Here is a 13,193-nt window from a genome sequence, read left to right as displayed (position 1 = left end):
GTCAGACCCGGTGGATGCTGAGCATCGAGCCGACCGTACGGAGAATGATCTTGAGGTCGAGGGCCAGCGACCAGTGTTCGATGTAGTGGTTGTCGAACCGGACCCGCTCCTCGATCGAGGTGTCGCCACGTAGCCCGTGGATCTGCGCCCAGCCGGTGATGCCGGTCGGCACGCGGTGCCGGTCGGCGTACCCGGTGTAGGTGCGCTGGAACTGGTCCACGAAGAACTGGCGCTCCGGCCGCGGGCCGACCAGCGACATCTCGCCGCGCAGGACATTCACCAGCTGGGGCAGCTCGTCGAGCGAGCTGAACCGCAGCAGCTTGCCCACCTTCCCGAGCCGCATGTCGTGGTTGATGTTCCACTTGACCTGCGACTCCCGGTCGTCCGCGGGGGTCAGCGAGCGGAACTTGAGAATGGTGAAGAGCTTGCCGTCGCGGCCGACCCGTTCCTGCCGGAAGAGCACGCCGTTCTTGCGCGACTCCCACTTGACCAGCAGCGCGCAGAGCAGGAAGACCGGTGCCAGCAGCACCAGGCCGACCAGCGAGCCGACGATGTCGATGAGCCGCTTGACCGCCCAGCGCCGCAGCTGCGCCGGCTCGGGGCGCAACCGGGCGAGCGGGATGCCCCGCACGAACTCGGTCCGTCCACACCCGACGGCCAGCTCGAACAGCCGCGGCACCACGTGCACGGTCACGCCGTAGCGGCGGCACCGGCGCAGCGTCTGCACCAGGTCGGCGTCCGGGATGGCGGGGAACGCGACGATCAGGTGCAACGGCTTGTACCGGGCGACCGCGCGTTCCAGGTCGGCGGTCGGGGCGAGCACCGGGAGGGTGGGCTGGGTCAGGGCGGGCGGGCCGACGAAGCCGACCGGGGCGATGCCGTACGTGCGGTCGTCACGCAGCGCGTCGGCCACCCGGATGGCGAAGTCACCGCTGCCGACCACGATCGCGGCGCGGCCGGGCCGGTGGCGGCGGTGCCATCGGATCAGGCGATACCCGAGGGTACGGGCGACCAGCACCGCCCCGAGCAGCACCGTGGCCCAGGTCGGCGGGACGGCGACGAGCTCGCGGGGCGCCGGGCCGGCCGGTGCGGCCAGCAGCGCGCCCCCGGCCACCACCACGGCGGTGGCGATCACGATGCGTGGCAGGTCGTCGAGGACGGAGTGGCTCATCCGGGAGCGGTAGAGCCCGGCCACCCCGAGCGCCAGGAGCAGCGCGGCGGGCGACACGGCGCCGGTCAGGTAGGTGATCACGGCGATCGCCAGGCTGTCGAGCAGCAGCAGCAGGGCGGCTTCGCCGAGCCCGGCCGTGGCGGCGCGAACCGGCACGACCGGGACGGGTAAGGGGATCGAGGGGCACTCGGTCAGCGCCGGTACCCGTTGGCCGGTGTTGCGTCCCCACCGGACCACGGAAGCGAATTGATACAAGGTCTCCCCCGTTCACGACGGCGTCGCAAATGAGGGTCGCAGCCGGTCGGGGGGCGTACACAGTCGCAAATGTCATGTTGAACGTGACTGGTTCTCACGTTTCGTATGACATTTTACATGCGCCCGGAAGATCTGTTGGGTCGCCATTACCCGAACGGCCGGGAATGGTGTCGGGAAATGCTCAGGAATGGTGCCACTGATCACGGGTCAGCGCGTACTCGACATCGCCCTGCTCGTCGCCCGGGATCTTGTCCGGCCAGTCGGCGTGGAAGGTGCGGAGGTAGCGCAGGCCGGCCTTCTCCATCACCCGGCGGGAGGCGGTGTGCACGGCCATCGTCTCGGCGAAGACCCGCTCGACGCCCAGGTCGGTGAAGGCCTTGTCGATCAGCGCGCGGGCGCCCTCGGTCGCGTACCCCCGGCCCCAGACGTCGCGGCGGAACCGGTAGCCGATCTCGGCGCCCGGCGACGAGGTACGCCGGTTGCCCGGCCGCAGGTGGAACCAGCCGACGAACCGGCCGCTGTCCTTCTCCTCGACCGCCCAGTAGCCGAAGCCGCCCGGCCGCGAGTACCAGGACAGCATGTACGGCAGGACGTCGTCCCGGATCTCCTCCTCGCCGGTGGCGCGGCCGCCGTTGAGGTGGAACATCACCACCGGGTCGCTGTCCAGCTCGACCAGCGCGGCCACGTCGCGGGACTCGAACTCGCGCAGCCGCAGCCGCTCGGTCTCCAGGAAGACACCCATGCGCGGAAGCCTAGGAGATCGCGAACACGGACGCTTTGACCTCGCCCTGTCCGGAGTTGGCGAGGCAGTGGATCAGGGTGTCGGTGGTACCGGAGAACTGCATCGGCCAGGCGCCAATCGTCCAGCCCTTCACCTTGGCCTTGTCCTTGGCCCGCGCTTCCATCACGGCGCGGGTGCAGGCCTTCTTCACCGCCGCGTCGGTGGTGATCAGGTCGGTCTGGTTGCCCTCCAGCGAGCCGGGCGGCGGCTCGATCGCGGCGAACGTCTCCCAGTAGTGCTCCTGGGCGCAGGGCGCCTTCCGGGGCATCTCGGCCCGGCCGCTGAGCCCGACCAGGCCGCCCCAGCACATCTCCTCGACCGGGCAGAAGCCCTGGTCGCACTGCTTGAAGTGGTCGGGGACGCGGTCCTTGACGGTTCCGCCCGAAGATCCGGCCTCGGCCCTGGCATCCCGATCGCCGGCGAGTTTGACGACCGCGAAGCCGGCGGCCAGGACGGCCACCGCAGCCACGGCGACCGCGACGATCACCGGCGAGCGGCGCCGCTTGGGGGGCGCGGCCGGCCACGGCGGGTGCGGGCCCGGGAACGGCGCCGCGGGCATCAGCGCGCCACCGGCGGCCGCGCGCGCCACCTCGGCCAGGGTCGAGGCGGACGGCCAGCGCTGCGCCGGGTCGGTGGCGAGCATGCGGCCGACCACGGCGGCCACGTTCGGCGGCACGTCGGCCGGCAGCGGCGGGGGCGGCGCCTGGACCCGCTGCAGGGCGACGGCGTACGCGTTCTCGCCCACGAACGGGCGCCGACCGGCGAGCATCTCGTACGCCGCGACGCCCAGCGCGTACAGGTCGCTGAGCGGCGTGGCCGGCTGCCCCAGCACCTGCTCGGGCGACAGGTAGGTGGGCGTGCCGAGCACCGCGCCGGACTGGGTCAGCCCGGTGCTGTCGCCGGCCCGGGAGATGCCGAAGTCGGTGAGCACCACCTGGCCGTTGCGCCGGACCAGCAGGTTGGCCGGCTTCACGTCGCGGTGCACGATGCCCGCGTCGTGCACCGCCTGGAGCCCCTCGGCCGCCTCGGCGATCATCCGCATCACCTCCGGCGGCGCCATCCGCCCGGCCCGGGCCACCGCCTGGGCCAGCGACTCGCCGTCGATGAACTCCATCACCATGAAGGTCACGCCGTGGTCCTGGCCGTAATCGTGGATGTTGGCCACGCCGGGGTGGCTGACGCCGGCCATCGCCTGCGCCTCGGCCACGAACCGGCGGGCGAAGCCGGCTTGGCCGGCCACCTCGGGCAGCATCACCTTGACCGCGACGGTCCGGCCGAGCACCTCGTCGGTGGCCCGCCAGACCTCGCCCATGCCACCGGCGCCGACCCTGGCCACGAGCAGGTAGCGCCCACCGAGTAGCAATCCGGGCTGCAGCACGATCATCTCCCTCACGGCCGACGCGACATCATGCACCAAAGGTGGCGTCCGCCGCGATGGCCCTTCGGGCAACTATCCGATCACCGGGCGCGTTCGGCCTCGCGGCCGAGGCGGACCAGGTGGCTGACCCGCTCGTAGCTGTTCAGCGCCGCCACGCTCACGGCGAAGCCGAGCAGCGGGGTGAGCGCCAGGATCGCCCATTGGAAACCGCGCAGGTAGATCGGCGAGTCGAACTGCATGCTCGAATACCTGAAGCCGGCGAAGCCGTAGGTGACCAGCGCCGCCATCGCGATGACCGGCGTGATCAGCACCGCCGTCCGGCGGCGGACCGGGCCGCCCTGTCGCCACCAGCCGATCAGCATCAGGCCGGCCGCGGCGAGAAAGACCGGGACCGCCCACCGGAAGAGGAAGTCGCCGTCGATGGTGACCGCGTAGCTCAACTGGCCGACGAAGTAGCCGTCCCCGGTCCGGTGGTCGACGATGTCGGCCGCCGCGAGCAGGGCCAGGCCACCGCCGAAGAACCCGAGGCCGCGGGGCCGGAGCACCGGCTCGCCCGAGACCAGCGCGACCGAGGCCGCGGCGACCAGCACCGCGGCCACCACCAGCCAGGCCGACAGCAGCATCTGGCTGGGTGAATCCGGGTACCGCGAACCGACCGCGGCGATCTCGACCGCGGCCCCGGCCAGCGCGGCGCCGGCCGCCACCCGGCGCCGGCCCGCGATCACCACGACCGCGGCGACCAGCCAGACCAGGTGCAGGAACCAGAGCGGCTCGAAGGCCGCCCGGTCCCAGCCCAGGTAGGTGTACGCCAGCCCGAGCCGGCGGAGCGGGACGGCCAGCAGGGCCAGCGTGCCGACGATCTGGATCACCCGCAGGGCCCGGCGCCAGTCGTTGTCGCGCAGCAGGCCACCCAGGCCGGGCCGATTCCGGAGGCGGACCTTGACCGCCCCGGCGAGCAGATCGGCCCGGTCGCGCAGGCTCGGGCGACGGCTGCCGGGCTCGGCGGCGGCCATCAGCACGCCGACCATCTCTTCCTCGTACTCCCGCCGGTACGTGCTCGGATACGCGGCCAGAAGGCGGCGGTAACGTCCCTCGAGTTCGCCATGCATGGCGAACATCATATACCGATGATCGGTATATTCCAGGCCCCGACGCGGGCCGGCCGGGTGGCGCGGCAAGATCGCCGTCGCCGTCGCCCAGTTCTAGTCGGTCGGCGGGTCGGCCAGCGGCCAGCCACCGGCGGCGAGCCGACCGGAGACCCGGGCGACATCCTCCGGGCTGGCCGGCTTGAGCACCGAGTCGTGGATCATCTGCTCGATGTCCTCGTGGGTCACCGGCTCGTCGTTGAGGATCGCGTTGTCGGCCAGGTCCTGGGCGACCGAGCGGACCTCCTCCTCGGTCAGCTTCCGCTGGAGGAGGCCGAGCAGCACCACGTAGTCCTGCCGCGGCACACCGGTCGGGTAGCCCTGCCGGAGCCAGTCCACGGCCCGGACGACAAAGCTGGAACGGGGTTCGGTCACCGTGATCTCCTACGCCGAAGCGTCACTTGTCGATGATGGTCGGGTAGATGTGCTCGAAGCTGAGCGCCTTGCCGAAGCCGGACGCCACGATGAAGGTGATGCCCAGCACGACCAGGGCCAGCACGATGATGAACAGGACCCAGCCGATCACGGTGCCGGCCGGGTTGGGGCGGGCGGCGGAGTCGACCTCCGCGGAACCGCCCGCCCCCCAGGCCAGGGAGCGGATGCCGAGCGCGAAGAGCAGCGGGAGGCCGGCGCCGAGCACGATGCCGGCGGCCAGCACCTTCCAGGCGCCCTCGAGGGCGAAGCCGAGGTTGTGCATGCTCAGACTCCTTCGGGGACGCGCTCGCGGGTGGCCGCGGGCTCGTCTTCCCACTCGTCGTTGACGTTGCTGTGGTCGACCGGCTTCTGGCGGGACCGCAGGAACATGAAGGTCGCCAGGCCCAGCAGCACGATGAAGACCACCACGGCGCCGGCCAGGCCGCCGACCAGGTGGCCGATCGACCACATGACGCCGCCGACGACGGCCGCGGCGGGCAGCGTGATCAGCCAGGCGGCGATCATCCGGCCGGCCACCTTCCAGCGGACCTGCGCGCCGGGCTTGCCGATGCCGCTGCCGAGGATCGAGCCGGTCGCGACGTGCGTGGTGGAGAGCGCGAAGCCGAGGTGGCTGGAGGCCAGGATGACCGCGGCCGAGGAGGCCTCGGCGGCCATGCCCTGCGGCGGCGCGATCTCGACCAGGCCCTTGCCCAGCGTGCGGATGATCCGCCAGCCGCCGAGGTAGGTGCCCGCGGCGATGGCCAGCGCACACGCCGCCTTGACCCAGAACGGCACGGCGCCGGTGTCGGTCCAGTCGCCCGAGGCGATCAGGGCCAGCGTGATGACGCCCATCGTCTTCTGCGCGTCGTTGGTGCCGTGGGCCAGCGAGACCAGCGAGGCGCTGCCGATCTGACCCCAGCGGAACCCACTCTCCGTAAATTTCGATGCGACCCCGGTCACCGCCTTGTAGACCAGCCAGGTGCCGACGGCCGCGACGATGCAGGCGATCACCGGCGACATCACCGCCGGTAGCAGCACCTTGCCGACGACGCCGTCGAGCTTGCTGCCGTCGCCGTTCCAGTTGACGCCGGCCCAGCCGAGGCCGGCGACGCTGGCGCCGATCAGGCCGCCGAACAGCGCGTGCGACGAGCTCGACGGCAGGCCGAGCAGCCAGGTCAGCAGGTTCCAGACGATGCCGCCGACCAGGCCGGCGAGCACGATCAGGAGCAGGTCGAATCCGCCGTTGCCGAGCAGCTCGGCCTTCGGGGCGCCCGACTTGTCCTGGATCTTGACGACCGCGTTCGTCACGGTCAGCGCCACCTCGACGGAGAGGAAGGCGCCTACGAGGTTGAGGATGCCGGACAAGGCCACGGCCGTCTTCGGCCGCAGCGCCTTCGTGGCGATGGACGTGGCCATCGCGTTCGCCGTGTCGTGGAACCCGTTGGTGAAGTCGAAACCCAGCGCGGTAACGACGACCAGGGCCAGGATGATTGACTCGGTCACTCCCGCATCGTCCGGCCGTCCTTACCGGCAACGGAAGTGGGGAGAAGCGTCCGCCCCAGAAGTTCGAGCCCGGTTCACTTACCTGTCGCTTACCGGCCCGGGTGATCCCAGGATGTTCAGCCGGTGATCGCTGTCGCTTCGACCGGGCCGGTGTTACGGCGGGCGAGCACGTGCAGGGCGAAGAGCAGATGGCCGAGCATGACCGGGACCAGGACCGGGTGGATGAGCACGGCGAGGGTCCCGGCCACGGCGAGCACGCCCGCGGTGGCGGCCACCCGGCCCGGGTGGGAGACGGCGGTACGCAGCGCGTCGCGTACCGCCGGAAGAAGCCGCCGGCGGGCCGCCGAGACCAGCACCAGCCCGCCCAGCCCGGCGGCGGCCAGGCCGGCGAGCGCCACTACGACCAGCATCGGCGCGCCGCCGGGCACCCGGCCCGCCCGCAGCGCGAACAGATCGAGCACCACCGCGGCGGCGAGGGCGGCGACCACGACCGAGGCCGCGAACCCGGGCAGCAGGGCCTGCCGGAAGCTGACCCACAGCCGCCGGGGCGACGGCCACGCGTCATGGCTCAGGTAGTGCTCGACCGCGCGGCTGGCGGTCAGCAGAGCGGCCCCCGCGGTGATCACGCCGCAGCAGAGAAAAGTCGTCAGGAATCCGGCGATCGCGAGATCACCCGCGGTTCGAAAGGCGTCCCGCCAAGGAGATCTCATCCCTTGAGCCCGCTCGTGTTGATCCCCTCGACGAGCATTCTCTGAAAAGCCACGAAGAACAGGAACACGGGTACGAGCGACAGCAACGACATCGCGAACATCGGCCCGACCGCGCTTTCCGACGTCGAGTCGATGAACAGCGTCAGCGCCACCGGAACGGTGTAGTCGCTCAGGTCGGAGAGGAACACCAGCTGACGGAAGAAGTCGTTCCAGGTCCAGATGAACGAGAAGATCGCCGTGGTGACCAGGGCCGGCCGGCTCAGCGGCAGGATGACGTACCGGAAGATCGCGTACGGGCCGGCGCCGTCGATCGTGGCGGCCTCATCGAGCTCCCGCGGGATGCCGCGCATGAACTGCACCATCAGGAAGACGAAGAACGCCTCGGTGGCCAGGAACTGGGGCACGAGCAGCGGCAGGTAGGGGAAGTCGCCGCCGACCCAGCCGAGCGACTTGTAGAGGATGTACTGCGGGATGATCAGCACGTGGCCGGGCAGCAGCAGGGTGCCGATCATGACCGCGAACCACATCCCGCGCAGCCGGAACCTCAACCGGCCCAGGGCGTACGCGGCCAGCAGGCAGGAGATCACGTTGCCGAGCACGGTCAGCCCGGCCACCAGCACGCTGTTCGCGAAGAACCGGCCGAAGCCCAGGTCGAAGTGGCTCCAGCCCTCGGCGAAGTTGCCCGGCGTGAACTCGTCAGGGATCAGCCCGATGTTGCTGACGATCTCCTCGGGCGACTTGACCGAGGTGCCGGCCATCCACACCAGCGGGTAGAGCACCACGGCCAGGATGGCGACCAGCAGCAGGACCCGCAGCACGCGGCGCATCAGCCGTTCCCCTCGTCGGAGTAGTGCACCCAGAACCGGCCGGTGCGGAACAGCACGGCCGTGATCAGGCCGATGGCGATCAGGAAGATCCAGGCCATCGCGGACGCGTAGCCCATGTCCAGCTTGACGAAGCCGTTGATGTAGAGGTTCAGCGTGTACATCAGGGTGGAGTCGACCGGGCCGCCCTCGCCGTTGCTCAGCACGAACGCCGACGTGAAGCCCTGGAAGCCGTTGATCGTCTCCAGCACCAGGTTGAAGAAGATCACCGGCGAGAGCATCGGCACCGTGATGTGCCAGAACCGGCGTACCGCACCGGCGCCGTCCACCTCGGCCGCCTCGTACAGCTCGACCGGCACCTGTTTGAGCCCGGCCAGGAAGATCACCATCGGCGCCCCGAACTGCCAGACCGCCAGCAGCATCAGGGTCTCCAGCGCGTACTCCGGGTCGTGCACCCACGCCTGGCCCTGGACGCCGAAGAAGCCGAGCAGCGAGTTGAAGGCGCCGTCCCGGTTGAACATGCTGACCCAGACGATGGCCAGCGCCACGCTGCCGCCGAGCAGCGACGGCAGGTAGAACAGCCCGCGGAAGAGGCCGACGCCACGGAACGCGCGGTTCAGCAGCAGCGCCACGCCGAGCGCGACGAGCAGCTTGAGCGGCACGGCGATCAGCGCGTAGGTGACCGTCACGGTGACCGAGTGCCAGTACGACGGATCCTCGGTGAACATCCGCCGATAGTTGTCGAAGCCGACCCACTCCACCTCGGACAGCGGCGACAGCACGTCGTAGTCGGTGAAGCTGAGGTAGAGCGAGAGCAGCATCGGCACCGCGGTGATCAGCATCAGGCCGATCAGCCACGGGCCGAGGAACGCGTACCCGGCGAGGTTCTGCCGCTGCCGGGCCCGGGCCGGCCCTGCCTCCCGTTGGCGGGGCGCGGCTACCGGCGGAGCGATGGCCACGAGGTCATCCCTTGCCGATCGCGCTGGTCGCGGCGGCGACGAAGGCCTTGGCCGCGGCGTCCGGCGTCTGCCGTCCGTACACCACCTCCTCGGCCGCCTTGATCAGCTCGCTCTTGACCACGCTGTGCCCGGCCGGCGGCACCGTCGGCGCGGCGCCGTAGGTCTTGCCGATCTCGTCCTGCACGGTGATCGACTGCTTCATCGCCGGGTTGTCGGTGCCGGCCGCGACCTGCTCGCGGATGTCCAGGTTGGACGGCAGGCCGCGCTCGGTGCCCAGGATCTGGCCGGCTTCCGGGTCGTTGGCCAGGAAGTTGATGACGTCGACGGCGACGTCCTTGTGCTTGCTGCCGCGGAAGACCGAGAAGAACATCGAGGCACGCGGCCACTGCGCGCCGGTCTTGCCCGGGTACGCCGTGACGCCCAGCTCGCCCTTGACGTTCTTCTTCAGCTCGGGCATCTGGTTGACCCAGACGAAGCTGGTGGCCGCCTTGCCGGTCGCCACCAGCTGCTTGGTGATGTCGGTGGAGTTGCCCTCGTGGATGACGTCCGCGGTGGGCGTGGCGCCGGCCGCGCGGGCGCCCTGCCAGAGGGTGAACCACTGTGTCACGTCGGCCTCGGTGAAGCCGAGCTGCTTGCCCTGGTAGAGGTCCTTGCCCTGCTGCCGCAGCCAGACCCAGAACGCCTTGAAGTCGGCGCTCGGGTCCTGCGTACCCGGGACCTTCGCGGTCTTCGTCACCGTCGACGCCCAGGCGATGTAGTCCTCCCAGGACATGCCCATCGTCGGCTCGGGCAGCTTGAACTTCTCGAGCAGCGTCTTGTCGTACACCAGGCCCTGGGTGTTCTCGCCGAAGGACAGGCCGGCCATCTTGCCGTCGACCACGCCGTACTTCCACAGCGGCTCGGGGAACCGGCTGGTGTCCAGGCGCTTGTCGGCCTGGTACGGCGTCAGGTCGAGGGTGACCTTCCGGTCGGCGTACTCGGCGAGGTAGTTGTCGTCGATCTGGAAGACGTCCGGCGGGTCGCCGCCCGCGGTCAGCGTGGCCAGCTTGTCGAAGTAGCCCTGGTTGGCCTGCCAGGTCTTCTTGAACGTGACGTCCGGGTGCTCGGCCGTGTAGAGGTTCAGGGCCTTCTCGGTCAGGCCGGCGCGGGTCTCGCCGCCCCACCAGTAGAAGGACAGCACGACCTTGCCATCCTTGCTTTCTTCACCGCCACCACAGGCGGTGGCGCCGAGGACGAGCGGAAACATCAGGACGGCGGCGAGGAGTTTTCGGGCACGCGGCATCGCGATCTCTTCTCTGTTTCTCAGGAAAAGGGGGCGTTACGCGGAGACGGGTCCGGTCGAGTCCCGGACGATCAGTTCGGTGTGCAGGGAGACATGTGCGGTGGTGCGGCGGTCGTCGCTGTGCGAGAGGAGCATGTCGACGGCCGCCCGGCCCGCGGCGGCGGTGGGGGTGGCCACCGTGGTCAGCTTGGGGCGGGTCAACCGGCTGAGCGTGATGTCGTCGATGCCGGCCACGCTCACGTCCTCGGGCACCCGCAGGCCGAGGGCGTCCAGCCCCTCCATCAGGCCGATGGCCATCAGGTCGTTGTAGGCGAGCACGGCGGTCACCCCGCCGCGCTGGATCTGCTCGGCGACCGCCCGGCCACCGTGCTCGGTCGGCTGGTTCGGCCCGATCACGGTGAGCTCGAACCGGCCGGACCGCTCGGCGGACTGGGCCGCGCGCCGGATCTCGCGGCTGGTCCAGGACCCGCGCGGGCCGGCGACCAGCGCGATCCGCCGGTGCCCGAGGCCGGCCAGGTGGTCCAGGGCGAGCTGGGCGCCCTGGGCCACGTCCATCACGACCGCGGGCAGGCCGGCGATGCTGCGGTTCACCACGACCAGCGGCACCTCGCGGCTGAGCTGCTCGATCAGGCTGTTGCTCATCCGCGGGCTGCACAGCAGCACCCCGTCCACCTGTTTGGCCAGCGCCCGGACCAGGTCTTCCTCGACCACCGCGTCCTCGTTGGTGTCGGCCACGAAGATGAGGTGGTCGTGCCGGCGGGCCTGGCTCTCGGCCGCCTTGATCAGCGGCGGGAAGAACGGGTTGGCGATGTCGGCGACGATCAGGCCGATGTTGAACGTCCGGCCGGTGATCAGCGCCCGCGCGGCCCGGTTGGGCCGATAGCCGAGCTGTTCGGCGCACGCCTGGACCCGGCTGCGGGTCTCCACGTTCACCAGGTGGGGCGCCGAGAAGGTGCGCGAGACGGTGGAGATGTGTACGCCGGACGCCTGCGCGACGTCCCGGATCGTGGCCGGCACGCTCACCACCTCCTTCGGTGTTCATCGATGCCTGGGACGCAATTAATGCAAGCGGTTGCAGTGCTGTCAATCCATCCGGACTGCCAACATGTTTCGAAACCATTTCGACTATTCCCCGCAAAAACCCATCTTCACGTACGAAGTGGAGCACGCCGTTGACTCATTTGTGTCGATGGGCCTAGCGTCCGCTGCAAAGGTTTGTCATCAGAATGGGGGTCCCCCAATGCCGCGCCGCTACGCGCTCGTCGGCACCGGCGCACGGGCCGAGATGTTCGTCCGGGCCCTCACCCACGACCACGCCGCGACGAGCGAGCTGGTCGGCCTGTGCGACCGCAACCCGCTGCGCGTCGCCGCCCATCAGCGGTGGCTGCGCCTCGACGGCCACCCCGAGGTGCCCGGGTACGCCGATCTCGCCGAGATGCTGGCCGAGCAGCGGGCCGACACCCTGGTCGTCACCAGCATGGATCGGGAACACGCCGGGCACATCGTGACCGCCCTGGAGGCCGGGTGCGACGTGCTGACCGAGAAGCCGATGACCACCGACGCCCCGGGCGCCCGCGCGGTGCTCGACGCCCAGCGGCGAACCGGCAAGCAGGTGGCGGTCACCTTCAACTACCGCTTCAACCCGGTGCACGAGAAGGTCCGCACGCTGCTCGCGTCCGGCACGGTCGGGGAGATCGGGTCGGTGCACTTCGAGTGGCTGCTCGACGTACGCCACGGCGCCGACTACTTCCGGCGCTGGCACCGCGAACGGGCCAACTCGGGCGGGCTGCTCGTGCACAAGTCCGGCCACCACTTCGACCTGGTCAACTGGTGGCTGGGCGCGCGGCCGGAGTCGGTCTTCGCGTCCGGCCGGCTGTTCTTCTACGGCTCGCCGGCCGGCGAACGGCACGGGTACGCGCGGGACTACGAGCGGGCGCACGGCAGCCCGGCGGCCCGGGACGACCCGTTCGCGATGCGGCTCGAGGACAACGACCGGTTGCGGGCGCTCTACCTCGAGGCCGAGTCGGCCGACGGCTACCTGCGCGACCGCAACGTCTTCGCGCCCGGCGTGACCATCCAGGACGACATGGCGGTGCTGGTCCGGTACGACACCGGGGCCACGATGACCTACCACCTCACGGCCTACGCGCCGTGGGAGGGCTACCGCGTGATGGTCAACGGCAGCAAGGGGCGGCTGGAGCTCGAGGTCGTGGAGAGCGACCACGTCAGCCTGGGCGAGGCGAGCGCGCTGAAGGGCGCCGCGGTGCACGGCGAGGCGGCCGCGGCCGAACGCGGCTGGGCCTCCCTCACGCTGCACCCGTTCTGGGCGCCGCCGCAGGTCGTCCCGTTGCCCGGCCGCACTCCCCGTCCCGGCGACGCCGCCCGCGAGGCGGGTGTTGCCTATACGCGCTCAGAGCAGGCCGCGGGCGAGACGGGTGTTGCCTATACGCGCTCAGAGCAAGCCGCGGGCGAGACGGGTGTTGCCCATACGCGCTCAGAGCAAGCCGCGGGCGAGACGGGTGTTGCCCATACGCGCTCAGAGCAAAGGGACGACGACGAGCGGGACGGGCACGGCGGGGCGGACAAGCGGATGCTCGCGGTCCTCCTCGGCGGGGCGACCGACCCGCTGAACCGGTCGGCGACCGCGCGGGACGGGGCGCTGGCCCTGCTCACCGGGCTGGCGGCGAACCGCTCGATGGAGACCGGCGCCGCCGTCCACGTGGCCGATCTGCTCGACCTCGACAACGACCACCAGTGGTAGCCCAGAGCGC

Annotated in this window: 13 protein-coding genes; 1 reads left to right on the top strand and 12 read right to left on the bottom strand. The window is 70.5% G+C overall.

All coding sequences use genetic code 11. From position 1 onward, the window contains the following. Position 1: 1 nt before the first annotated feature. The 12 genes from AB0O15_RS09465 to AB0O15_RS09410 all read right to left on the bottom strand — a co-directional run bounded on the left by AB0O15_RS09465 (position 2) and on the right by AB0O15_RS09410 (position 11,439). Positions 2 to 1,327, bottom strand: a complete 1,326-nt coding sequence (locus tag AB0O15_RS09465) for a sugar transferase (RefSeq protein WP_364316233.1) — start codon at positions 1,325 to 1,327, stop codon at positions 2 to 4. Positions 1,328 to 1,607: 280 nt separating this feature from the next. Then, complete coding sequence (locus tag AB0O15_RS09460; RefSeq protein WP_364316230.1) at positions 1,608 to 2,168, bottom strand: GNAT family N-acetyltransferase; 561 nt, start codon at positions 2,166 to 2,168, stop codon at positions 1,608 to 1,610. 10 nt (positions 2,169 to 2,178) lie between these two features. Next, complete coding sequence (locus AB0O15_RS09455; protein ID WP_364316227.1) at positions 2,179 to 3,585, bottom strand: serine/threonine-protein kinase; 1,407 nt, start codon at positions 3,583 to 3,585, stop codon at positions 2,179 to 2,181. Positions 3,586 to 3,665: 80 nt separating this feature from the next. Beyond that, the gene (locus AB0O15_RS09450; protein WP_364316225.1) at positions 3,666 to 4,694 is read right to left on the bottom strand and encodes a hypothetical protein; all 1,029 of its coding nucleotides are present in this window, start codon (positions 4,692 to 4,694) and stop codon (positions 3,666 to 3,668) included. A gap of 93 nt (positions 4,695 to 4,787) precedes the next feature. Beyond that, positions 4,788 to 5,105, bottom strand: coding sequence for a DUF3349 domain-containing protein (locus tag AB0O15_RS09445; protein ID WP_364316223.1), 318 nt, complete (start codon positions 5,103 to 5,105; stop codon positions 4,788 to 4,790). A gap of 22 nt (positions 5,106 to 5,127) precedes the next feature. After that, complete coding sequence (locus AB0O15_RS09440; protein WP_364316220.1) at positions 5,128 to 5,427, bottom strand: hypothetical protein; 300 nt, start codon at positions 5,425 to 5,427, stop codon at positions 5,128 to 5,130. A gap of 2 nt (positions 5,428 to 5,429) precedes the next feature. After that, on the bottom strand, positions 5,430 to 6,647 hold the full coding sequence (locus AB0O15_RS09435) for an inorganic phosphate transporter (protein ID WP_364316218.1): 1,218 nt from the start codon (positions 6,645 to 6,647) through the stop codon (positions 5,430 to 5,432). A 116-nt stretch (positions 6,648 to 6,763) separates the two neighbouring features. Further along, positions 6,764 to 7,273 (bottom strand): hypothetical protein, encoded by a 510-nt coding sequence (locus AB0O15_RS09430; RefSeq protein WP_364316216.1) that lies wholly within the window; start codon positions 7,271 to 7,273, stop codon positions 6,764 to 6,766. An 80-nt stretch (positions 7,274 to 7,353) separates the two neighbouring features. Continuing rightward, positions 7,354 to 8,184, bottom strand: coding sequence for a carbohydrate ABC transporter permease (locus AB0O15_RS09425; protein ID WP_364316213.1), 831 nt, complete (start codon positions 8,182 to 8,184; stop codon positions 7,354 to 7,356). Continuing rightward, on the bottom strand, positions 8,184 to 9,140 hold the full coding sequence (locus tag AB0O15_RS09420; RefSeq protein ID WP_364316212.1) for a sugar ABC transporter permease: 957 nt from the start codon (positions 9,138 to 9,140) through the stop codon (positions 8,184 to 8,186). The genes AB0O15_RS09425 and AB0O15_RS09420 overlap by 1 nt, the downstream gene beginning before the upstream one ends. A 4-nt stretch (positions 9,141 to 9,144) precedes the next feature. After that, entirely contained in the window at positions 9,145 to 10,422 is a 1,278-nt protein-coding gene (locus tag AB0O15_RS09415) for an extracellular solute-binding protein (protein WP_364316210.1), read from the bottom strand. Between the two features lie 36 nt (positions 10,423 to 10,458). After that, the gene (locus tag AB0O15_RS09410) at positions 10,459 to 11,439 is read right to left on the bottom strand and encodes a LacI family DNA-binding transcriptional regulator (protein WP_364316208.1); all 981 of its coding nucleotides are present in this window, start codon (positions 11,437 to 11,439) and stop codon (positions 10,459 to 10,461) included. Between the two features lie 223 nt (positions 11,440 to 11,662). Here AB0O15_RS09410 and AB0O15_RS09405 point away from each other — a divergent pair, with 223 nt between their 5' ends. Then, positions 11,663 to 13,183, top strand: a complete 1,521-nt coding sequence (locus AB0O15_RS09405) for a Gfo/Idh/MocA family oxidoreductase (RefSeq protein WP_364316205.1) — start codon at positions 11,663 to 11,665, stop codon at positions 13,181 to 13,183. Positions 13,184 to 13,193: the final 10 nt, after the last annotated feature.

It is taken from the genome of Actinoplanes sp. NPDC089786 (assembly GCF_040684855.1).
Lineage (GTDB): Bacteria > Actinomycetota > Actinomycetes > Mycobacteriales > Micromonosporaceae > Actinoplanes.
This window is presented reverse-complemented; position numbering and strand designations above follow the sequence as displayed.

Coding starts and splice junctions, on each gene's coding strand:
- AB0O15_RS09460 (WP_364316230.1), bottom strand. CDS start 2,168: ATGGGTGTCTTCCTGGAGACCGAGCGGCTGCGGCTGCGCGAGTTCGAG.
- AB0O15_RS09450 (WP_364316225.1), bottom strand. CDS start 4,694: ATGCATGGCGAACTCGAGGGACGTTACCGCCGCCTTCTGGCCGCGTAT.
- AB0O15_RS09440 (WP_364316220.1), bottom strand. CDS start 5,427: ATGCACAACCTCGGCTTCGCCCTCGAGGGCGCCTGGAAGGTGCTGGCC.
- AB0O15_RS09425 (WP_364316213.1), bottom strand. CDS start 8,184: ATGCGCCGCGTGCTGCGGGTCCTGCTGCTGGTCGCCATCCTGGCCGTG.
- AB0O15_RS09415 (WP_364316210.1), bottom strand. CDS start 10,422: ATGCCGCGTGCCCGAAAACTCCTCGCCGCCGTCCTGATGTTTCCGCTC.
- AB0O15_RS09405 (WP_364316205.1), top strand. CDS start 11,663: ATGCCGCGCCGCTACGCGCTCGTCGGCACCGGCGCACGGGCCGAGATG.